The organism is Candidatus Zixiibacteriota bacterium, assembly GCA_040752595.1.
GTDB lineage: Bacteria > Zixibacteria > MSB-5A5 > WJJR01 > WJJR01 > JACQFV01.
In genome coordinates this window covers 29,589-49,464 of record JBFMGX010000045.1, presented here as the reverse complement: position 1 = coordinate 49,464, position 19,876 = coordinate 29,589, and the positions used below count along the sequence as shown (strand labels likewise).

The window sequence follows — 19,876 nt, the reverse complement described above, 5'->3', positions numbered from 1 at the left end:
GAAATCAGCGGGGCAATGTCTGCTCTAAGTCCGGCGACAGCCCCAAGAACCGCCCCAACTGCACCACGTCCTCTGCGCTCATGACGCCGTCCCGAACCCACAAGGCATACGCCTGATAGAACGATCGCACGGAATCGACGGGCAGCGTCCCCCCCCGTAGCTGCGTACAGAATCGCTGCCGCGCCACGGCAAATGCATCGAGGGGGAAGACTGCCGCCGCGACGGAATCGGGGATCTGCAGGAGCGATTCGGCGGCCCACGTAATCGCAGGAGTCAGCTGGCGGCCACCGTTGCGCCAGCGAACCAGGCCGATCGAGCCGCCAATCACGATCGCCACAGCGATTACAACCACGGCGATGGTCGATCGGGCATCGCGACCAGGCGTCTTCATCACGCGATTCCACGCAGAACCAGAAACGAAACGGGCAATCCATTCCGGATTGCCCGCAGAAGTCGATGGCCGGTCGCCACTACTCCTCGGCGGCGGCCTTCTGTCGACGGCCCTTGCCTTTTGCCGCCGGTGTTTCTCCGCCGTCCTTCCCCTGCGGGGCCGATGCCTTCTTGCCTTTCTTTTCCTTCTTGTCCTTCTCGTCGGTCTGGACGGTCGCCTTGGGAACAAGCAGCTCCAACCGGGCCAGAGAGGCGCCGTCACCGCGGCGGCTGCCGAGCTTGATGATGCGGGTGTATCCGCCCGCACGTGCGGAGAACTGCGGCGCGATCTCCTCGAAGAGCTTCTTCAGCACCGAGCGATCCTTGACGCGGCGAGCGGCCAGGCGACGCGCGTGCAGATCGCCGCGCTTGCCGAGTGTGATCAACCGTTCCGCGACCGAGCGCACTACGCGGGCCTTGGGCACGGTCGTGGTGACCGCGTGGGCGCGAAACAGCGCTGTCGCCATGTTCCCCAGTAAAGCGCGCCGGTGTGCGGCGGTCCGACCCAGCTTGCGGACTGTGCGTTGGTGTCTCATCGTGACTCGATTCTGATTGTGGACTCCGGGCGGCCGGCTATGCCAGGGGCTCGGCCATCACCGCCTCCGAGGCGGGTTCTTTGTACTTCTCGACGTCCATCCCGAAGTGCAACCCCAATTCCGCCAGGATGCCGTTCAACTCCGTCAGGGACTTGCGCCCGAAATTGCGGTACTTCAGCATCTCCGACTCGGTGCGCTTGACCAGATCCTCCAAGGTCATGATATTGGCGGCCCGCAGGCAGTTCGACGACCGTACCGACAACTCCATCTCATCGACCCGCATGTTGAGAAGCTGGCGGATGCGCAACGTCTCCTCGTCGACCTCACTGGAGGACTCCTCGACGAACTCCTCTTCGACAGTCACGAACAACTGGAAGTGATCCTTGAGAATCTTGGCGGCGTAGGAGACGGCGTCCAAAGGAACAAGCGTGCCGTCGGTCCAGACGTCGATGATCAGCCGATCGTAATCGGTCCGCTGGCCGACGCGGGTATTCTCGACGGTGTAGTTGACCTTGATCACCGGCGAGAACAGCGAATCGACCGGGATCGTTCCGACCGGTTGCTCGGGCCGCTTGTTCTGCTCCGCTATGGTATAGCCGCGGCCGGGCATGACATCCATCTCGATGCGCACGCGCGCATCCTTGGTCAACTCCAACAGATGCAGATCGGGATTGGCGATCTTGACGTTGGGGTTCTCCTCGATCTGACCCGCGTTGTACCGCCCGACCTGGTCGACCTCGAGGACGAGCATCTCCGGCCCGTCGGAGAAGAGCTGCGCGCGAATCTGCTTGATATTCAGAATGATGTCGGTCACGTCCTCGAACACGCCCGGGATCGTGGAGAACTCGTGGACGACCCCCTCGACGCGGACCGCCGTGACGGCGGCGCCCTGAATCGACGAGATCAATGTCCGCCGGAGGGCATGGCCGATGGTGTTTCCAAAGCCACGCTCGAGAGGTTCGATGTAGAAGCGGCCGTAGGTCGGCGTCCGCGTGGTCTCGTCGACCACGATCTCCCTCGGCATGGTCAGTGCTCTCCACTTCATGATCTTCAGACCTCCACCGGCGCGATCAGCGTGAATACAACTCGACGATCAACTGCTCCTGGGTGGGCGTGGGAATCTCCACGCGCGACGGCAACGCGAGCATCTCACCTTCGAGGTGCGCCTTATCGAGGCGGAACCACGGCAGGTCGGTCGTGCGCCCCGTGTCCCGCAGCGCCATGTGGATGAGCTCCAGACGCTTGGACTTGTCGCGCACCCGCATCACGTCCCCCGGAGACACCAGAAACGACGGCACGTCGACGATGCGATCGTTGACCGTGAAATGACGGTGACGGACCAGTTGCCGCGCCGCCTTGCGCGAGGGAGCAAAGCCGAGGCGATACACGACGTTGTCCAGCCGACGCTCCAACAGCACCAGCAAATTCTCGCCTGTCACGCCCCGCGTCCGCGCCGCCCGCTCATAGTACTGGCGGAACTGCCGCTCCAGAACGCCATAGATCCGACGCACTTTTTGCTTCTCCCGCAACTGCAGCCCGTAGTCCGACCCTTTCCGTCGGGTCGAAGTCCCGTGCTGCCCGGGGGCGCCCGCACCGCGCTCAATCGGGCACTTGTCCGACATGCACCGCGACCCCTTCAGGAACAACTTCTCGCCTTCCCGCCGACACAAGCGGCAGTTGGCATCCCGATAACGCGCCATGTACCCTTCCTACTCCAACCCGTTTGACTATGTTCCCGCCGGCTTGACGGCTACACACGCCGACGCTTGGGCGCCCGACACCCGTTGTGGGGCAAAGGCGTCACGTCCCGGATCGCCAAGACTTCCAGCCCGGCGGCCGACAGCGAGCGGATCGCCGCCTCGCGCCCCGAACCGGGACCCTTCACGCAGATCTCCACCTTGCGCAACCCCATGTCCATCGCTTCGCGCGCCGCCGTGCTCGCCGCCTGTTGAGCGGCAAATGGCGTGCTCTTCTTCGAGCCCTTGAACCCCTGACGACCCGCCGAGGACCAGGCGAGCACCTCCCCGTTGGCGTCCGTCAGCGTGACGATGGTGTTGTTGAACGTCGCCTGGATGAACGCTCGCCCCAAGGGTTCCACCCGTCCGCGTTTGCGACGGCCTTTCTTCTTTTTTGGCTCCGCCACTCTCTACCTCTGCTCCAAGAGCACTAACGACTACGCTATGGAAACGATACCGAATCTACTTGCCACGCCCGATCGCCCGCCGGGGACCTTTCCGGGTGCGCGCATTGGTGCGCGTGCGTTGACCCCGCACCGGCAGGTTCCGCCGGTGCCGCAGGCCCCGGTAGCAGCCGATGTCGATCAGCCGCTTGATGTTCATCTGCACCTCGCCGCGCAGGGCGCCTTCCACCCGGTGGTTCGCCTCAATCTCATCGCGCAGCTTCACGACTTCTTCGTCGGTCAGCTTGTGAACCCGCGTGTCCGGGTTCACGCCGGTGGCGGCCAGGATCTTCCGGGCCGACGTCGGCCCGATGCCGAAGATGTACTGGAGACCCACCTCGATCCGTTTTTCCTTGGGCAGGTCGATGCCCGCGATACGTGCCAATGTTCCTCCCGATTATCCCGACACTGAATGGTCGTACGGACCCTACCCCTGACGCTGCTTGTGACGCGGGTTCGTACAGATGATCCGCATCACGCCCTTGCGACGGATGATCTTGCATTTCTCGCAGCGCGGCTTGATCGATGAACGGACTTTCATATCGGTTGTCCCATCACTTGTAGCGGTACACGATCCGCCCCCGGGTCAGGTCGTAGGGCGACAACTCGAGCGTCACCCGGTCCCCCGGCAGGATCTTGATGAAGTGCATGCGCATCTTGCCCGACACGTGCGCCAGCACCTTGTGCCCATTCTCCAATTCAACCTGAAACATCGCATTCGGCAACGGCTCGATGACCTTTCCTTCGACGGTGATGGCCTGCTCTTTCGCCACGCTACACGCCTCCGGCAACCACCGTCAGCACATCCGGGCCGTTCTCCGTGATGGCAACCGTATGTTCAAAGTGTGCCGACAGGGATCCATCCGCCGTCCGTACCGTCCACTTGTCGGCATCGAATTGAATCCTCGGGCCGCCCGCGTTGATCATCGGCTCGATCGCCAGCACTATCCCCGGCTTCAGCGTCGGACCGGTGTGGGGACGTCCGAAGTTCGGCACCTGCGGCTCCTCGTGCATCTTCCGGCCGATTCCGTGCCCCACCAGATCACGCACAACGGAATACCCGTTTTCCTCGGCATATGTTTGCACGGCGGCGGAAATGTCGCCGAGGCGATGTCCGCTGCGTGCCTGTGCGATGCCGCGCCGCAATGCCTCCTGCGTCACCGACATCAATCGTTCCGCCGCGCTCGGAACCTCGCCGATCTTGAGCGTACGCGCCGCGTCACCGTACCACCCGTCCCGGCACACGCCGACGTCGACGGAGACAATCTGCCCTTCGCGCAATTCCCGCTCGCCCGGAATTCCATGGACGACCACATCGTCGACGGAAATGCACAGCGTCGCCGGGTAATCCAGGTATCCCTTGAAGGCCGGCTCGGCACCGTGCGCGCGTATGAATTCCTCAGCCATTTTGTCCAGTTCCGCCGTCTTCATCCCCGGTCGGATCATCCGTTCGACCAAGTCGAGGGTCTCGGCCACCAGCCGACCCGCCAGACGCATCTGCTCGATCTGATCGCGCGTCTTGACCGAAATCACTCATCCCTCAACTCGCCGCCACCGGGTCGTTCGCTTCTCAACTCCGGCCGGCGCGCTCCAGAGCGGCAAACACCGACTCGATCGGTTGTTCCCCGTCAATCCGCAGCAGGAGCCCACGTTGGTCATAGTAGGCGATCAGGGGGGCGGTTTGACGCCGGTACACGTCCAACCGTCGTTCAATCACCGCCTCGTTGTCATCACTGCGACCCTCAAGCCGCGCCCGCCCCGCCAATCTCTTCTTGACCTCCGGGTCGCCGACGTCCACCAGGACGGCATGATCGACCGCCAGGTTGAGACCTTCCAGCATCCGGTCCAACTCGACCGCCTGTGACTCCGTCCGCGGAAAACCATCCAGGATGAAGCCCTGGCCACTCGACAGCGCGGCCAGCCGACCGCGAATCATCATCAGGATCAGTTGGTCGGGGACAAGATCGCCGCGCTCCATATACGCTTGGGCCTGCCGACCGACGTCCGATCCGGCCGACACCTCCTGGCGCAGCAAATCGCCGGTCGACAGATGCATGGCCCCGAACGCCTCCGCCAGCTTCTTCGCCTGCGTCCCCTTGCCCGATCCAGGCGGTCCCAATAGAATCCATCGCATGTCGCCAGTCCCGCTTGAGGCACCCCCACATCCACTACATGGAGCGGCCTCGTATCCTCCCGCGTTTCATGAAACCTTCATAGTGCCGCATGATCAGATGCGACTCCACCTGCTGCAACGTGTCCAGCGCCACACCGACGACGATCAGAAGCCCGGTGCCGCCGAAGTAATACTGCACATTGACCTGGCGGATCATGATATAGGGCAGAATCGCCACGAGGGCGAAGAAGATCGCACCGGGGAGCGTGATCCGCGTCAACACCCTGTCGATGTAGTCGGAGGTCCGCTTGCCCGGACGGATCCCCGGGATGTATCCCCCGTACTTCTTCATGTTGTCCGCCAGGTCGACCGGATTGAACACGATCGCCGTATAGAAGAATGCAAAGAACACGATGATGATCCCATACACGACCGAGTAGACGACCGCGCCGGGATTGAAGTACGACCCGAGGTCCTGCACCCATTGGACGTTGGGGAAGAACGAGATCAAGGTCTGCGGCGCGAACATGATCGATTGCGCGAAGATGATCGGAATCACGCCCGCCGTGTTGACCGACAGAGGTATGTGCGTCGCCTGGCCGCCGTAGACCTTGCGCCCGACGACCCGCTTGGGATACTGCACCGGGATGCGACGTTGCGCCCGGGTGACCAGCACCACGGCGGCCACCACCGCGACCATCAATGCCACCAGGAACAACTCGGTGAACAGGCCGCGCCGCCCGAACCACATCTCGCGGGCTTCGTCGAAGATGGCCTGCGGGAACCGGGCAATGATCCCGATGAAGATGATCAGGGAAATCCCATTGCCGATCCCGCGCTCCGTGATCTGTTCCCCCAGCCACATGATGAAAATCGTCCCGGAGGTGAAGGTCACCACGGTGAGGAACTTGAATCCCCACCCGGGATTGGGAACAACGGGAACACCCTGACCGGCATTGATCGATTCCAGGAAGACGGCCGTGCCCAACGCCTGCAGCGCGGCCAGAAGCACGGTACCGTAGCGCGTGTACTGCGTGATCTTACGGCGTCCTTCTTCCCCTTCTTTCTGAAGGCGCTGAAAGTGGGGAATCACCGTACCGAGAAGTTGAATGATGATCGAGGCGGAGATGTAGGGCATGATGCCGAGCGCAAAGATCGTCGCCTTATAAAAGGCGCCGCCCACGAACATGTCGTAGAGACCGAACCACGTGCTCCCGGCGCCGGCGAAGAAGGCTCCCAGCGCCTGCGCATCGACCCCGGGGGTCGGTATGTGCCCGCCGACGCGGTAGACGACGAGGATGCCCAACGTGAAGAGCACCCGCCGTCGCAGTTCCTCAACCTTGAATATGTTTTGAAATGCGTTCAGCACGGCCGACTGTCATCCTTCATGGTTGATGCGGGGGAGTGGGCCATCACGACTTGGCTGGACCCGTCGCAGGGGCTTCGAGCATCAGCTTCTCACAGCGCCCACCGGCGGCGGCGATTTTCTCCTCGGCGGCCTGGGAAAAGGCGTGCGCTTGTACGACGACGGCCCGGCCAATCTCTCCGTTGCCCAGCACCTTGACCGGCTTGGTCTTGGACCGGACGAGCCGCAGCCGCCGCATGCCGTCGATATCAATCCGTTCGGTCAGGCCCGATTCCGCCAAGTCGGACAGATTCACGACCTGATACTCCACCCGGAAGGGATTCCAAAAACCCCGCTTCGGCAGGCGCCGGTGCAACGGCATCTGCCCGCCTTCACGGGCATAACGACGCTTGGCACCCGAGCGGGAGAACTGGCCTTTGTGACCCCGCGTGGAAGTCTTGCCATGTCCCGATCCCGGCCCCCGACCGACGCGTTTGCGTCGACGCGTGGAACCGGCCGGCGGCCGCAGATTCGACAAATCCATCGCTGCCTTCTCGCTCATCCCGTCAGCCGTCTGCTCTTTCCACCTTCACCAGATGCGCCACAGCGGCGATCATCCCACGGATGACCGGCGTGTCGCCATGCTCGACCGTCTGATAGAGACGGCGGAACCCCAGCGCACGGATCGTGCGACGGTGCTTCTGGATGCCGCGCGCGACCGAGCGTACATAGGTGATTCTCAGTTTCGCTGCCATCGTTCTCACCGATCAGTTGACCGTCGGCTGCACCGGCGCCGGCGCTGCGGCGGCCCGTTGGCCGTCTCCCGCCTCTGCCGCCAACTTGCCACGGAATCTGCCGATGATGTCCGCATGGCGCAATTGCCGCAGGCCATCCATGGTCGCCTTAACGACGTTTTGAGGATTGGAAGAGCCGAGCGACTTGGACAGAATGTCCTGGACCCCGGCCGATTCCAGCACCGCGCGTACGGCACCACCGGCGATCACACCGGTCCCGGGAGAAGCCGGACGCAGCACCACCCGCGCGGCACCGGCGCGTCCCACGACGGGATGGGGAATCGTCCCCTCGCGCAACACCACCGATTCCATCGATTTCTTGGCCGACTCCAGTCCCTTGCGGATCGCCTCGGCGACTTCACCGGCCTTGCCGAGTCCGATCCCCACTTTTCCCTTGCGATCCCCGGTCGCGACCAGGGCCGTGAAGGAGAAACGCCGTCCCCCTTTGACCACCTTGGCCACACGGTTGACGTAGACCACCTTCTCCAAGAACTCGCCGGTATCAGGAGTGCCGCGATACAATCGATCTCTCCTCAGTCGTCAGGCGACAATTGCCATCAGCTCCAAGATCGTGACTTTGTGTGACACACCGCACGGCCCCATCAAATCACGAGCCCCGCCTCACGCGCCGCCTCGGCGACCGCCCGGATGCGTCCATGGTACCGGTTCTTGTTGCGATCAAACACGGCGGACTTGATCCCGGCGGCGATCGCCAACTCGGCGACCTTCTTCCCAACCTGGCGGGCCGCTTCCGTCTTCGTCAGCTTCGTACCCGCCGGAACGGCCCCCGGTGACATCGTGGACCAGAAGACCAAAGTCCGTCGCGTCGAGTCGTCCACCAATTGCGCGGTGACGTGACGCAACGACTTCGTCACGGTCAGGCGCGGACGATCCGTTGTTCCTGTTATGCGTTGCCGCACGTGCAGCCGACGACGCCGTCCGCGGATCTTCTTGAGCTCGACGCGATCTGGCATGTGCTTGTCACTGTCCTGCCCGGCCCCGGAATCGGCGCCGGGTCATCACCCATCGTCCGGCTACGCGGCGGTCTTGCCCGCCTTCCGACGGACATACTCACCTACGTAGCGGATTCCCTTCCCCTTGTAGGGTTCCGGCGGACGGAAACGACGCACGCGCGCCGCGACTTCGCCCACCAGTTCCTTGGAGACGCCCTCGACGGCGAACCGGGTCGGATTCTCCACCACAAAACGAATCCCATCCGGCGGCGTCACGAGAATCGGATGCGAAAACCCCACCGTGAGGTTCAGCTTCTTGCCCATCATCTCCGCTTTGAAACCGACGCCCACGATTTCCAGCGCCTTGCGGAACCCCTGCGACACACCGGACACCATGTTGGCGATCAGGGCCCGGGTCAGACCGTGAAGCGCGCGATGCCGTCGATGATCCGACGGGCGCTGTACGACCACGCATCCGGACTCGACCGCGATCGTCATCTCCGGATCAAAGGACTGGCTCAATGTTCCTTTGGGACCCTTGACGGTCACTGCCGCGCCATCAACAGTCACGGTTACACCGGTTGGAATCGCGATGGGATTTTTGCCGACTCGGGACATGACAGACTCCCAGGATTCCCCATTCTCACCAAACGTGCAGTAGCAATTCCCCGCCGACCCCTTGCGCCAGCGCCTGCTGGCTGGTCATGACGCCTCGCGACGTGGTCACGACGGTGACACCCAATTGCCGGGCCTTCTTCTGCAGTTGCTCCCGGGACGCATAGCGACGCAACCCCGGCCGCGACAGCCGCCGCAGGCCGCTGATCACCGGTTCCTGCTCCGGCGTGTAGCGCAGACGGATCACCAACTCGCCCTGCGGACCGGCGGCCTGCTCGGTGAATCCGCGGACATAATGATTCTCCTGCAGAATGCGCACGATCTCGCGCCGCATCCGCGACGAGGGGACGGTGACGCGTTTGTGCCCGGCCCGCGACGCATTGCGAATGCGTGTCAGCAAGTCCGCAATCGGATCGGTCATCGACATGATCTGCAACTCTTTCCCAGACCGCTGCCCTACCAGCTCGCCTTGGTGACGCCCGGGATCTCGCCCGACAGCGCCAGATTGCGGAAGCAGATGCGGCAGACGCCAAAGCGACGCAGATAGCCGCGCGGGCGACCGCAAATGCGGCAGCGGGTGTAGGCGCGCACCGCGAATTTCGGTTTGCGCCTCTGTTTGACGATCAGACACTTCTTGGCCATAACATCACAGTCCGGACTGGCGTCTTCGGGAAGACGTACCCTAACGCCGGCGGAACGGCATCCCCATCAGCCGTAACAGTTCCATACCTTCTTCGTCCGTGCGGGCGGTGGTACAAATCGTAATATTCATCCCCCGGATCTTGTCGATCTTGTCGTAGTCGATCTCAGGAAAGATGATCTGCTCTTTGATCCCCAGGGTGTAGTTACCCCGGCCGTCGAACGACTTCGTCGGTACGCCACGGAAGTCGCGCACGCGGGGCAGCGCCACGTTGGTCAACCGATCGAAGAACTCATACATCCGGGCACCGCGTAGTGTCACCGAGCACCCGATCGCCACGCCCTCACGCAGTTTGAAATTCGAGATCGATTTGCGCGCCTTGCGCACCACCGGCTTCTGACCCGTGATCTGTCCCAGCTCACCGGCCGCCGTCTCAATCACCTTGGGATTGGCCAATGCCTCCCCCAGCCCCTGATTAACGACGATCTTCTCCAGCCGCGGCGCCCGCATGATGCTGGTGAAGCCGAACTGCTCCATCAACTTGGGAGCGACCTCTTGGCGGTACTTCTCGCGCAGACGGGGAATCACCGGAGTCGGCGCCGCCTTGGCCACCTTCTCCGTCTTCGCCGGCTTGTCCGCTTTGCCCGGCTTCTCCGTCGCCGCCTTCTTCTCTTTCGCCATCAGAATACTCGTTACCGCGCGCTCACGCGACCATCAACCGCTGCATCTACTGATGCAACCTCACATTGGAAATGTGAATCGGTGCCTCTTTTTCGACGATCCCGCCCTTGGGATTCCGCTGAGTCGGTCGTGTATGGCGCTTGATCATATTCACGCCCTCCACCACCAACCGACCCTTGTCGGGGAAGACCCGCAGCACGCGCCCCGTCTTGCCCTTGTCGCTGCCCGCCAGGACTGAGACGACGTCGCCCTTTTTGATCCGTTTCGCCATCGGTCAACTTCCCGCAATCCCGTCTCGTTCAATCCGCGACCATCAGAGCACTTCCGGCGCCAGCGAGACGATCTTCATGAAGTTCCGCTCGCGCAACTCACGCGCCACCGGGCCGAAAATGCGCGTGCCCCGTGGCTCACCGGCTTCATTCACGATTACGGCGGCGTTGTCGGAAAACCGAATGTACGTCCCGTCCTTGCGCCGCACCGGCCGCGTCGTGCGCACGATCACCGCCCGGCATTTCTCCTTGCGCTTGACCGTCCCACCCGGCACCGCCTCCTTCACCGAACAGATGACGAGGTCGCCGACGCGCGCATACCGCCGCCGTGTTCCCCCGAGAACGCGGAAGCACATGATCACCTTGGCCCCGGAGTTGTCGGCCACGACCAGTCGGCTGTATTCCTGAATCATCGTCGCGTCCCGCCGTGCCTACTTCGCCTTCTCCAGGATCTCAACCAGGCGCCAGCGTTTGTTCTTCGACAACGGGCGCGTCTCCATAACCAGGACACGGTCGCCGACGCCGGCCTGCCCATCGGGGTCGTGGGCCATGAGTTTCGCGCTGCTGCGGACGACCCGTCCGTATCCCGGATGCGCCAGCGTGCGGTCGATCTTCACGGTGATCGTCTTGTCCATCTTGTCGGAGACAACGATCCCGACCCGGGTCTTGCGCGCAGCGCGTTTGGCTTCGTCCATCGGTGACTTCCTCTACGACCGGTCGCCGGCACCGGACCCAGACACGGTGCCGCGGGCGCCCGACGCCTGTTGAGTCATGACCGTCTTTACCCGCGCCACTTGGCGACGCAGCTGCCGCAACAACAGCGGGTTGTCCGGCGGTTGCAGGGATCTCCGCACGCGCAGATTGAACAACTCCTCCTCCAAGTCACGCAATTCGCGCGACAACTCCGCGTGCGACATCTCTCGCAGTCGATCGGTACCCAGTTTCTCCATATGGATTTCAGGAGGACCTACGCCTCCAGCGCCTTCGTCTTCACAAACTTGGTCTTCAGGGGGAGCTTGTCCGCCGCCAGACCCAAGGCCGTCGCCGCCAGCTCCTCGGTAATCCCCTCGAGCTCAAAGAGAACGCGCCCCGGCTTGACGACCGCGACCCAGTATTCCGGATTTCCTTTGCCCTTCCCCATGCGTGTCTCGGCCGGCTTGATCGTCACCGGCTTGTCCGGGAAGATGCGGATCCAGACCTTCCCGCCGCGCTTGATGTGCCGGGTCAGCGCCACGCGCGCCGCCTCGATCTGCTTGTTCGTGATCCAAGCCGGCTCCATCGCCTTCAGCCCATACTGGCCAAAGGCCACTGTGCCCCCGCGGTAGGCCTTGCCCCGGCGTGAGCCCCGTTGCTGCTTGCGATGTTTGACGCGTTTCGGTGAAAGCACGTGTCCTTATGACCCGGACCGCCTCAGGCACCCGCCGAGGTGTCGGACCCCTCCATCACTTCGCTGTCGCGTTCTTCAGGACGCTTACGGCGCGAACGCGCCCCCGGTTTTCTGGTCCGCGCACCCTTGCGGTCCCGCTCACGCCCAAAGGCCGGTGGCTCCTCTTCCCGCTCCGTCCGATCGGCCGGGCCGAGGACCTCACCCTTAAACAGCCACACCTTCACGCCGATCGTGCCGAAGGTCGTGTTCGCCGTCGCCCGCGCAAAATCGATGTCGGCACGCAGCGTGTGCAACGGCACCCGGCCTTCCATGTATTTCTCCGAACGCGCGATCTCGGCGCCGCCCAATCGACCGCCGCACTGAACGCGCATGCCGAGCGCGCCCATCTTCATGCTGGCGGCCAGGGCCTTCTTCATCGCCCGACGGAAGGAGATGCGCCCCTCCAGTTGCCGCGCGATCGACTCCGCCACCAGTTGGGCGCGCAACTCGGGACGCTTGACCTCGATGATGTTGAGCGTGATCTCTTTCTTGGTCAACAGTTGCAGCTCCTCACGCAGCTTGTCCACTTCGGCGCCCTTGCGGCCGATGACGATCCCCGGGCGGGACGTGTGGATGTCGACCGTGATGCGCTTGGGCGCGCGCACGATCTCAATGCGCGCGATCCCCGCGTTCTCCAGGCGGCGACTGATGTACTTCTTGATCGTCAGGTCCTCGATCAGGAGATCTGCGAAATTGCGCTGCGCAAACCACCGCGACGACCAGCCGCGAATCACGCCGACACGAAAACCTACGGGGTTCGTCTTCTGTCCCAAACCTGCCTCCGTCGCACCACCCGCCGACCTATTCCGGCGCGGCAATGCCCACGATCATCATGACTTTTCGGCGCTCTTCCTGGCGCCGCCCCTGCCATCCTTCGCCGACGCTGCCTCTGCCTTCGCCTTCACCACGGCGGCGGGCTTGTGCCCCGACACCTCATCCGACACCTCGACCCGGACGTGGCAGAACCGTTTGCGTATGCGATAGGCCCGGCCCATGCCGACGGCTCGGAATCGCCGCGCCAGCGGACCACCGTCGACGCGGACATCGGTCACCACGAAATCCCCGGCCTTGTGATGGGCTGTACCCTCCACGGCCTGCGCATTGGCACGGGCCGAGGCGATCACTTTCGCCAGCGGCACCGCCGCCTGCTTCGGCATCAGCTTCAGCATCGCCGTCGCCCGGTCGACCGACAGACCGCGCACCAACGCCGCGACCTGACGCATCTTCCGCGCCGAACCGCGACAAAACCGTGACTGGGCCATCCCTTCCATCGCTCACCCACCAAGCCGCTGCGCCGAAATCCTACTTTCGGTGGATCGGGCCCGTTGTCTTCTCCGTCTTCTTCTCACCATGACCGCGGAATGTGCGGGTCGGCGCAAACTCACCGAGCTTGTGACCCACCATGTTCTCCGTCACATAGACCGGGATGAACTTGTTCCCGTTGTGGATCGCGATCGTGTGCCCGACGAACTCCGGGGGGATGGTCGAGCGCCGCGCCCAGGTCTTGATGACGCGCTTCTCCCCGTCTTCATTGAGACGCTTGACGACCCTGAGGACGCTCTCCTCAACAAACGGTCCCTTTTTCAACGATCGCGCCACGAACCCCTCTCCTCAACAGCCGAACACAATCTCCATACCCTTCGCTTCGGCGCCGGCTACGCCTTGCCGCGACGCTTGACGATGTACTTGTTCGACAGGTTCTTCTTCTTTCGCGTTTTCAACCCTTTGGACTTCTTCCCCCATGGGGAGCAGGGATGACGGCCACCGGAGGAACGTCCTTCGCCGCCGCCCATCGGATGATCGACCGGGTTCATCGCCACGCCGCGCACACTGGGCCGACGTCCGCGCCAGCGACTGGCACCCGCCTTTCCCAAACTCAGGTTCTCATGGTCGAGGTTTCCGACTTGTCCGATCGTGGCATAGCACCGCTCACGGACCAGGCGAACTTCGCCGGAGGGGAGCTTGAGGTGCGCCATGCCACTCTCTTTGGCGGCGAGGATCACCTGCGCGCCGGCGGCGCGGGCCATCTGACCCCCCTTGCCCTCGCGCATCTCGACGTTGTGCACCGACAGACCCAGAGGGATCACCGACAACGGCATCGCATTGCCGACCTTCACCTCAACGCCGTCTCCCGCCATCAGCGTTTCGCCGACCGCCAGACCGTCCGGAGCCAGGATGTAACGCTTCTCCCCGTCGGCATAGTTCAACAGCGCAATGCGCGCGGAGCGGTTGGGATCATATTCGATGGCCGTGACCTTGGCCGGGATGTTCCGCTTGTCGCGCCGGAAGTCGATCAGACGATAGAACCGCTTGTGCCCGCCGCCGCGGCAGAACGCCGTCACGCGTCCCTTGTTGTTCCGGCCGCCCGACTTCCGCAACGCGACGATCAGGGACTTCTCCGGCCGATCTTTGGTGATCTCCTCAAAGGTCGGCACCGTCCGGTGACGAATCCCCGCCGAGGTCGGCTTGTACGATTTGATGCCCATATCCGTTGCCGGTGACGGCTCCGCACGCGGTGCGGTCGCCACACCCGTCAAGTCTTCTCAAACAGCTCGATGTGCCCCTCGGAATGAATCGTGACGTACGCCTTCTTGCGCGCCGGACGACGACCCGCAAACCGCCCGAGACGTTTCAGCTTGCCCCGGACATTGATGGTGCGCACGTCGACGACTTTCACTTTGAACAGGTCCTCGACCGCCTGGCCGATCTCCAGCTTGTTGGCATCGGGATCGACCTCGAAAGCGAAGCAATGGCGCCCTTCACGCAGGATGACGCTCTTCTCGGTCGTCAGCGCCCGGCGGATGATGCGGCGTGGATCGTACCTCATGACACCCACACCTCCCGCATGCGCGCCAGGGCCTCGGGCGAAATCACCAGCTCCTGCGCCCGCATGATCTCATAGGCATTGGCCAGATCCGCCCGCACCCGCACCAGACCATCGATGTTGCGGCACGACTTGTCCAGATTGGGAAGCAGCCCCTGATCGAGGAACAGCGTCTTCCGTCCCGAGACACCCATCTTGCTGAGTGTCGTGGCCACGGCTTTGGTCTTGGGTTGCTCCATCTCCTGGCGCGCCCAGACACGAACTGCGCCCCCCTGGGCCTTGAGGGACAGTGCGGAGACCAACGCCAGCTTGCGAACCTTGCGAGGGATTTCCTCGTGATGGTGACGAACGCGCGGTCCGAACACGCGGCCGCCGCCGACCCAGACCGGTGAGGTGTTGGATCCGGAGCGGGCGCGCCCGGTCCCCTTCTGACGCCACGGCTTGATGCCGCCGCCGGAGACCTCATGCCGCTGCTTGGTCTTGGCCGTCCCCTGCCGTTGGTTGGTCAGGTACCGTTTCACATAGGCGTGCATCGCCCCGGCATGCGGCGCTTGACCGAACAGCGCATCCGGCAGACTCACCGAACCGGCCAGCGCGCCCTGCGCGTCATACTGGGGAACCGTAATCTCCATCACACGCAATCTCGAAAAGGAACCACTACTTTCGCTTCTTGGCCTCGCGCACGATCACCAGCGCATTGCGCTTACCCGGCACCGCGCCGCGCACCAGGATCAAATTCTCTTCGGGACGGGTGGCGGCCACGACGAGGTTGGAGACCGTGACCCGGACATTCCCCATCCGCCCGGCCATCCGCTGACCGCGGAAGGTCCGGGAGGGATAGGAACTGGCGCCGACCGAGCCCGGAGCGCGCCAGCGATCCGATTGCCCGTGCGTCTTGGGTCCGCCCGCGAACTTGTGGCGCCGCACCGCCCCCTGGAAACCCAACCCTTTCGATGTGCCGATGATGTCGACACGCTCACCGGCCTTGAACTGGTCGACCCGAACCAAGTCACCCACCGCCTGCTGGGCCGGGGCCGACAGACGGATTTCGCGCAGCCATCGGGGCGGATCCACCGATTTCAGATGGCCCAGCATCGGCTTGGAGACGCGCGACTTGCGCACCGAACCCATCCCGACCTGCAACGCGTCGTATCCGTCCTTGACCTGGGTCTTGACTTGAACAACCGGGCACGGCCCCGCCTCGATGACCGTGACGCCGACAGCGTCACCGTTCTCCAAAAACAGGCGGGTCATGCCGCGCTTGACTCCCAGTACTTGACGCATCGTCGGTCCCGCGAATCGCCGCTCAGGCGCCGATCAAACCTTGATCTCCACGTCGACGCCCGCGGGCAAATCCAGCTTCATCAGGGCATCGACCGTCTGCGGACTCGAATCCAGAATATCGATCAGCCGCTTGTGGATCCGGGTCTCGAATTGTTCCCGCGACTTCTTGTCGACATGGGGTGACCGCAGCACGGTGTAAATGGTGCGCTTGGTCGGCAGGGGGATCGGTCCCACGATCCGGGCACCAGTGCGCATCGCCGTGCGCGCAATCTCCTGCGTCGACTTGTCCAGCGCCCAGTGATCGTACGCCTTCAGGCGGATGCGGATTTTCTGACCAATCTCCAAGCCCACTCCCCTGTCACATTCTCAAATCCGTCCCTGTTGCTCTTTTCCTCGCGAAAGCGAAAAAGAAGTATAAAGATATCACCAATTCCCATCGCCGCAACACAATTTTTCGTCCGCAGGGCCCCTCTCAGCGGCGTCCCCCGGCACCCCCGCTCCCGATGGCCTCCGCCAGTTTCTCCGGCAACGGCTCATAGTGCGCGAATTCCATGGTGTAGGCGGCCCGGCCCTGCGAAAGAGACCGCAGGCGCGTGGCATAGCCGAACATCTCGGTCAGCGGAGCCGTCGCGCTCACCAGCTTCGCCCCCCCACGGATGCCAATCCCATGGATCTTGGCCCGCCGTGAGCTCAGATCGCCGATCACGTCCCCCAAGTACTCCTCCGGCAGTACGACTTCGACGTTCATCTGCGGCTCCAGCAGTACCGGATTGGCCTTGCGGACCCCCTCTTGTAGTGCCATCGACCCGACGATCCGGAAGGCCATCTCCGAGGAGTCGACCTCGTGGTATGACCCGTCGAGGAGCACCGCCTTGATGTCGACCATGGGATACCCCGACAAGACGCCCTTGGCCATGCCATCCTTGACCCCCTTTTCGACCGCCGGAATGTACTCGCGCGGGATGTTGCCGCCGACGATCGCATTTTCGAAGATGAGTCCTTTCCCGGCTCCCGAGGGCTCGATCCGCATGACGACATGGGCATACTGCCCGTGCCCGCCGGTCTGGCGCACGAACCGCGTATCGACGTTGCTGGACGTCGTGATCGTCTCTTTGTAAGCGACCTGCGGCCGACCGACATTGGCAGAGACCCCGAACTCCCGCCGCATGCGGTCAGTCAGGACTTCCAGGTGCAGTTCCCCCATCCCAGAGATGATTGTCTGCGCCGTCTCCTCATCGACATGAATGCGGAAGGTCGGATCCTCCTCAGCCAGCTTGGAGAGGGCGCCGGTGAGCCGGTCTTGATCGGCCTTCGATTTCGGCTCAATCGCCACCGAAATCACCGGCTCGGGGAAGACCATCAGCTCCAATTGGATGGGGTGCTTTGGATCGGACAACGTATGGCCCGTCGATGTCTCTTTCAATCCGACAGCCGCAACGATCTGTCCCGCAGCGGCTTCTTGAATCTCTTCGCGCTTGTTGGCGTGCATCTCCATCAGCCGACCGACCCGCTCCCGCTTGCCCTTGGCGATGTTGAGCACACTCTGACCGACCGCCACCTTGCCGGAGTAGACGCGGAAGTAGGTGAGCCGTCCGACGTAGGCGTCGGTCATGATCTTGAATGCGAGCGCCGAGAACGGATCCGTGGGGGACGCACGGCGATGGAGGACCTTACCATCCTCGGGATCGAACCCTTTCACCGGGGGCAGGTCCGCCGGCGAGGGGAGAAAATCGATGATGGCATCCAAGAGTCTTTGGACACCTTTGTTCTTGAACGCGGCGCCGCAGAGGACCGGCATCACCTTGGTGTCGATGGTCGCCTGGCGCAGAGCCTGAATAATCTCCTCGGGAGCGATCGGCTGCTCATGAACAAACTTGTCCAAGAGGTGATCGTCGTAGTCCGACACCGCCTCCAGCATGTGCTCGCGATGCTCCCGTGCCTTGGCGATCAACGCCTTCGGGACGGGGACATCATCGAACGTCGCCCCACTGGTCTCGTCATGGTAGACACGGAATGTCATCCGGATCAGATCGATGATTCCGGTGAACAACTCACCTTCACCCGCTGGGAGTTGGATTGGGATCGCATTGGCCCCCAGCCGCTCCCGCATCATCTCCACCGCGCCGAGAAAGTCGGCGCCAACGCGGTCCATCTTGTTCACGAAGGCGATGCGGGGGACATGATAACGGTCCGCTTGACGCCAGACGGTCTCGGACTGCGGTTCGACACCCCCGACGGAACAGAATAGCGCCACCATACCATCCAGCACGCGCAGCGAGCGCTCGACTTCCACGGTGAAGTCGACGTGACCCGGCGTGTCGATGATATTGATGACGTGGTCGCGCCAGTCGCAGGTCGTGGCGGCGGAGGTAATCGTGATGCCACGCTCCTTCTCCTGCTCCATCCAGTCCATCGTCGCGGCGCCGTCATGGACCTCGCCCATCCGGTGCGTCTTCCCCGTGTAATAGAGAATGCGCTCGGTGGTCGTCGTCTTGCCCGCGTCGATGTGGGCGGCGATCCCGATATTGCGGATCCTCTTGATGTCAAAACCGTTGGCCACAAAAAATCCCGCCGGATTGTCTGATCACCGTGCGGGGAGCGGCTCGGTCGGTGGAGGGACCACCGGCCCGATCGTCCCCGGTCCTAAGGTGCGCGATTGTGACGGTATGGCATGCGATTCAGCGCGTGACGGTCCAAACTCGTTTCTGTCGAATCTTCATCGGCCCCGGATTCACGGGCGCCGCAGCCCCAACCGACCACTCCGAAACCTGCTCCTCCGAATACTGTGGTATTCTGTCTATCGCCAGCCGCCTCCCAACCTCCAGCGGCGCCCAGTTCCCTACCAACGGAAGTGGGCAAAGGCCTTGTTGGCCTCTGCCATGCGATGCGTGTCCTCGCGCTTCTTGATCGAGGCGCCTTCCTTCTTGGATGCCGCCACCAACTCCGCCGCGAGCTTCTCGGCCATCGAGTGCTCCTTCCGTTCCCGGGAGTAGCCGATCAACCAGCGTATCGCCAAAGCCGTGCGTCGTGCCGGACGCACTTCCACCGGAACCTGATAGGTGGCGCCTCCGACCCGTCGGGACTTCACTTCCAGAATCGGCCGGACATTCTCCATCGCCTTCTTGAACACGTCCAATCCCGGCTGCTGCGTGTCCTTTTCGATGAGCGCAAAAGCGTCATAAAGCACACGCTCCGCCAGGGACTTCTTGCCCCGTTGCATCAACCCATTGACGAACTGGGTCACCGTGACCTCGTGAAACTTCGGGTCCGGGAGCACTTCGCGTTTGGCGACCGACTTGCGTCGCGGCATACACTCTCCTCACTCAAAGACTTCCGGCCGAAGTCACCACCGTTACTTCTTCGGCCGCTTGGTGCCGTACTTGGACCGACTGCGCTTGCGATCATTCACCCCGGCGGAGTCGAGCGTGCCGCGGACGATGTGGTAGCGCACGCCGGGCAGGTCCTTGACACGCCCCCCACGGATCAGGACAATCGAGTGCTCCTGCAAGTTGTGTCCCTCGCCGGGAATGTACGCGGTCACGTCGATACGGTTGGTCAGCCGCACGCGGGCGACCTTGCGCAAGGCGGAATTCGGCTTCTTGGGCGTCGACGTGTACACGCGCGTGCAGACCCCGCGCTTCTGCGGACTCCGCTTCAACGCCGGCGTCCCCGACTTCACCACGATTCGGCGGCGCCCCTTACGGATCAACTGGTTGATGGTCGGCAACGACTCCTCACGTTTCCGGTAGGCCGCCGTTCAGCGGCCACAAACTTGTAATATGCATCTC

Annotated in this window: 34 protein-coding genes and 1 pseudogene; all 35 read right to left on the bottom strand. The window is 63.0% G+C overall.

The window, feature by feature from the left end; all coding sequences use genetic code 11:
• Positions 1 to 4 precede the first annotated feature (4 nt).
• The 35 genes and pseudogenes from AB1792_10760 to rpsL all read right to left on the bottom strand — a co-directional run bounded on the left by AB1792_10760 (position 5) and on the right by rpsL (position 19,815).
• Positions 5 to 391: a hypothetical protein gene (locus AB1792_10760; GenBank protein MEW5702695.1), complete on the bottom strand. Its 387-nt coding sequence runs from the start codon at positions 389 to 391 to the stop codon at positions 5 to 7.
• 79 nt (positions 392 to 470) lie between these two features.
• Positions 471 to 965, bottom strand: a complete 495-nt coding sequence (gene rplQ, locus AB1792_10755) for a 50S ribosomal protein L17 (GenBank protein MEW5702694.1) — start codon at positions 963 to 965, stop codon at positions 471 to 473.
• A gap of 37 nt (positions 966 to 1,002) precedes the next feature.
• Positions 1,003 to 2,010, bottom strand: a complete 1,008-nt coding sequence (locus AB1792_10750) for a DNA-directed RNA polymerase subunit alpha (GenBank protein MEW5702693.1) — start codon at positions 2,008 to 2,010, stop codon at positions 1,003 to 1,005.
• 25 nt (positions 2,011 to 2,035) lie between these two features.
• Complete coding sequence (gene rpsD, locus AB1792_10745; protein ID MEW5702692.1) at positions 2,036 to 2,665, bottom strand: 30S ribosomal protein S4; 630 nt, start codon at positions 2,663 to 2,665, stop codon at positions 2,036 to 2,038.
• Positions 2,666 to 2,715: 50 nt separating this feature from the next.
• On the bottom strand, positions 2,716 to 3,108 hold the full coding sequence (gene rpsK / locus AB1792_10740; GenBank protein ID MEW5702691.1) for a 30S ribosomal protein S11: 393 nt from the start codon (positions 3,106 to 3,108) through the stop codon (positions 2,716 to 2,718).
• Positions 3,109 to 3,163: 55 nt separating this feature from the next.
• A complete protein-coding gene (gene rpsM, locus AB1792_10735) occupies positions 3,164 to 3,529 on the bottom strand; it encodes a 30S ribosomal protein S13 (protein MEW5702690.1) in 366 nt (121 codons plus the stop codon).
• A gap of 42 nt (positions 3,530 to 3,571) precedes the next feature.
• The gene (gene rpmJ / locus AB1792_10730; protein MEW5702689.1) at positions 3,572 to 3,685 is read right to left on the bottom strand and encodes a 50S ribosomal protein L36; all 114 of its coding nucleotides are present in this window, start codon (positions 3,683 to 3,685) and stop codon (positions 3,572 to 3,574) included.
• Between the two features lie 13 nt (positions 3,686 to 3,698).
• Positions 3,699 to 3,917 carry a translation initiation factor IF-1 gene (infA, locus tag AB1792_10725; GenBank protein MEW5702688.1) on the bottom strand — a complete coding sequence of 73 codons (219 nt, stop codon included), beginning with the start codon at positions 3,915 to 3,917 and terminating at the stop codon, positions 3,699 to 3,701.
• A gap of 1 nt (position 3,918) precedes the next feature.
• Positions 3,919 to 4,677 carry a type I methionyl aminopeptidase gene (gene map, locus AB1792_10720; GenBank protein ID MEW5702687.1) on the bottom strand — a complete coding sequence of 253 codons (759 nt, stop codon included), beginning with the start codon at positions 4,675 to 4,677 and terminating at the stop codon, positions 3,919 to 3,921.
• A gap of 37 nt (positions 4,678 to 4,714) precedes the next feature.
• The gene (locus AB1792_10715; protein MEW5702686.1) at positions 4,715 to 5,278 is read right to left on the bottom strand and encodes an adenylate kinase; all 564 of its coding nucleotides are present in this window, start codon (positions 5,276 to 5,278) and stop codon (positions 4,715 to 4,717) included.
• A 34-nt stretch (positions 5,279 to 5,312) separates the two neighbouring features.
• A complete protein-coding gene (secY, locus tag AB1792_10710; protein ID MEW5702685.1) occupies positions 5,313 to 6,626 on the bottom strand; it encodes a preprotein translocase subunit SecY in 1,314 nt (437 codons plus the stop codon).
• A gap of 43 nt (positions 6,627 to 6,669) precedes the next feature.
• The gene (rplO, locus tag AB1792_10705; protein MEW5702684.1) at positions 6,670 to 7,164 is read right to left on the bottom strand and encodes a 50S ribosomal protein L15; all 495 of its coding nucleotides are present in this window, start codon (positions 7,162 to 7,164) and stop codon (positions 6,670 to 6,672) included.
• A gap of 4 nt (positions 7,165 to 7,168) precedes the next feature.
• Positions 7,169 to 7,357: a 50S ribosomal protein L30 gene (gene rpmD, locus AB1792_10700; GenBank protein MEW5702683.1), complete on the bottom strand. Its 189-nt coding sequence runs from the start codon at positions 7,355 to 7,357 to the stop codon at positions 7,169 to 7,171.
• Positions 7,358 to 7,369: 12 nt separating this feature from the next.
• Positions 7,370 to 7,918 (bottom strand): 30S ribosomal protein S5, encoded by a 549-nt coding sequence (rpsE, locus tag AB1792_10695; GenBank protein MEW5702682.1) that lies wholly within the window; start codon positions 7,916 to 7,918, stop codon positions 7,370 to 7,372.
• Between the two features lie 80 nt (positions 7,919 to 7,998).
• Positions 7,999 to 8,370 (bottom strand): 50S ribosomal protein L18, encoded by a 372-nt coding sequence (gene rplR, locus AB1792_10690; GenBank protein MEW5702681.1) that lies wholly within the window; start codon positions 8,368 to 8,370, stop codon positions 7,999 to 8,001.
• 60 nt (positions 8,371 to 8,430) lie between these two features.
• Positions 8,431 to 8,967, bottom strand: a complete 537-nt coding sequence (gene rplF / locus AB1792_10685; GenBank protein ID MEW5702680.1) for a 50S ribosomal protein L6 — start codon at positions 8,965 to 8,967, stop codon at positions 8,431 to 8,433.
• 25 nt (positions 8,968 to 8,992) lie between these two features.
• Positions 8,993 to 9,385, bottom strand: coding sequence for a 30S ribosomal protein S8 (gene rpsH, locus AB1792_10680; GenBank protein ID MEW5702679.1), 393 nt, complete (start codon positions 9,383 to 9,385; stop codon positions 8,993 to 8,995).
• A 35-nt stretch (positions 9,386 to 9,420) separates the two neighbouring features.
• Positions 9,421 to 9,606: a type Z 30S ribosomal protein S14 gene (locus AB1792_10675; protein ID MEW5702678.1), complete on the bottom strand. Its 186-nt coding sequence runs from the start codon at positions 9,604 to 9,606 to the stop codon at positions 9,421 to 9,423.
• Between the two features lie 40 nt (positions 9,607 to 9,646).
• A complete protein-coding gene (gene rplE, locus AB1792_10670; protein ID MEW5702677.1) occupies positions 9,647 to 10,192 on the bottom strand; it encodes a 50S ribosomal protein L5 in 546 nt (181 codons plus the stop codon).
• Between the two features lie 154 nt (positions 10,193 to 10,346).
• Positions 10,347 to 10,556: pseudogene (gene rplX / locus AB1792_10665) on the bottom strand (50S ribosomal protein L24).
• 42 nt (positions 10,557 to 10,598) lie between these two features.
• Positions 10,599 to 10,967, bottom strand: a complete 369-nt coding sequence (gene rplN, locus AB1792_10660) for a 50S ribosomal protein L14 (GenBank protein MEW5702676.1) — start codon at positions 10,965 to 10,967, stop codon at positions 10,599 to 10,601.
• A gap of 18 nt (positions 10,968 to 10,985) precedes the next feature.
• On the bottom strand, positions 10,986 to 11,249 hold the full coding sequence (gene rpsQ / locus AB1792_10655; GenBank protein ID MEW5702675.1) for a 30S ribosomal protein S17: 264 nt from the start codon (positions 11,247 to 11,249) through the stop codon (positions 10,986 to 10,988).
• Between the two features lie 12 nt (positions 11,250 to 11,261).
• A complete protein-coding gene (gene rpmC, locus AB1792_10650) occupies positions 11,262 to 11,504 on the bottom strand; it encodes a 50S ribosomal protein L29 (GenBank protein ID MEW5702674.1) in 243 nt (80 codons plus the stop codon).
• Positions 11,505 to 11,521: 17 nt separating this feature from the next.
• On the bottom strand, positions 11,522 to 11,941 hold the full coding sequence (gene rplP / locus AB1792_10645) for a 50S ribosomal protein L16 (protein MEW5702673.1): 420 nt from the start codon (positions 11,939 to 11,941) through the stop codon (positions 11,522 to 11,524).
• A gap of 23 nt (positions 11,942 to 11,964) precedes the next feature.
• Positions 11,965 to 12,753 carry a 30S ribosomal protein S3 gene (rpsC, locus tag AB1792_10640; GenBank protein ID MEW5702672.1) on the bottom strand — a complete coding sequence of 263 codons (789 nt, stop codon included), beginning with the start codon at positions 12,751 to 12,753 and terminating at the stop codon, positions 11,965 to 11,967.
• 57 nt (positions 12,754 to 12,810) lie between these two features.
• Positions 12,811 to 13,242: a 50S ribosomal protein L22 gene (gene rplV / locus AB1792_10635; GenBank protein MEW5702671.1), complete on the bottom strand. Its 432-nt coding sequence runs from the start codon at positions 13,240 to 13,242 to the stop codon at positions 12,811 to 12,813.
• A gap of 40 nt (positions 13,243 to 13,282) precedes the next feature.
• Positions 13,283 to 13,579: a 30S ribosomal protein S19 gene (rpsS, locus tag AB1792_10630; protein ID MEW5702670.1), complete on the bottom strand. Its 297-nt coding sequence runs from the start codon at positions 13,577 to 13,579 to the stop codon at positions 13,283 to 13,285.
• 56 nt (positions 13,580 to 13,635) lie between these two features.
• On the bottom strand, positions 13,636 to 14,466 hold the full coding sequence (gene rplB / locus AB1792_10625; protein ID MEW5702669.1) for a 50S ribosomal protein L2: 831 nt from the start codon (positions 14,464 to 14,466) through the stop codon (positions 13,636 to 13,638).
• A 47-nt stretch (positions 14,467 to 14,513) separates the two neighbouring features.
• Positions 14,514 to 14,807 (bottom strand): 50S ribosomal protein L23, encoded by a 294-nt coding sequence (rplW, locus tag AB1792_10620; protein MEW5702668.1) that lies wholly within the window; start codon positions 14,805 to 14,807, stop codon positions 14,514 to 14,516.
• A complete protein-coding gene (gene rplD, locus AB1792_10615) occupies positions 14,804 to 15,436 on the bottom strand; it encodes a 50S ribosomal protein L4 (GenBank protein MEW5702667.1) in 633 nt (210 codons plus the stop codon). The genes rplW and rplD overlap by 4 nt, the downstream gene beginning before the upstream one ends.
• A gap of 25 nt (positions 15,437 to 15,461) precedes the next feature.
• The gene (gene rplC / locus AB1792_10610; protein ID MEW5702666.1) at positions 15,462 to 16,088 is read right to left on the bottom strand and encodes a 50S ribosomal protein L3; all 627 of its coding nucleotides are present in this window, start codon (positions 16,086 to 16,088) and stop codon (positions 15,462 to 15,464) included.
• Positions 16,089 to 16,121: 33 nt separating this feature from the next.
• A complete protein-coding gene (rpsJ, locus tag AB1792_10605; protein MEW5702665.1) occupies positions 16,122 to 16,433 on the bottom strand; it encodes a 30S ribosomal protein S10 in 312 nt (103 codons plus the stop codon).
• A 127-nt stretch (positions 16,434 to 16,560) separates the two neighbouring features.
• Positions 16,561 to 18,648 (bottom strand): elongation factor G, encoded by a 2,088-nt coding sequence (gene fusA, locus AB1792_10600; GenBank protein MEW5702664.1) that lies wholly within the window; start codon positions 18,646 to 18,648, stop codon positions 16,561 to 16,563.
• A 279-nt stretch (positions 18,649 to 18,927) separates the two neighbouring features.
• A complete protein-coding gene (gene rpsG, locus AB1792_10595; GenBank protein ID MEW5702663.1) occupies positions 18,928 to 19,398 on the bottom strand; it encodes a 30S ribosomal protein S7 in 471 nt (156 codons plus the stop codon).
• A gap of 42 nt (positions 19,399 to 19,440) precedes the next feature.
• The gene (rpsL, locus tag AB1792_10590; GenBank protein ID MEW5702662.1) at positions 19,441 to 19,815 is read right to left on the bottom strand and encodes a 30S ribosomal protein S12; all 375 of its coding nucleotides are present in this window, start codon (positions 19,813 to 19,815) and stop codon (positions 19,441 to 19,443) included.
• Positions 19,816 to 19,876: the final 61 nt, after the last annotated feature.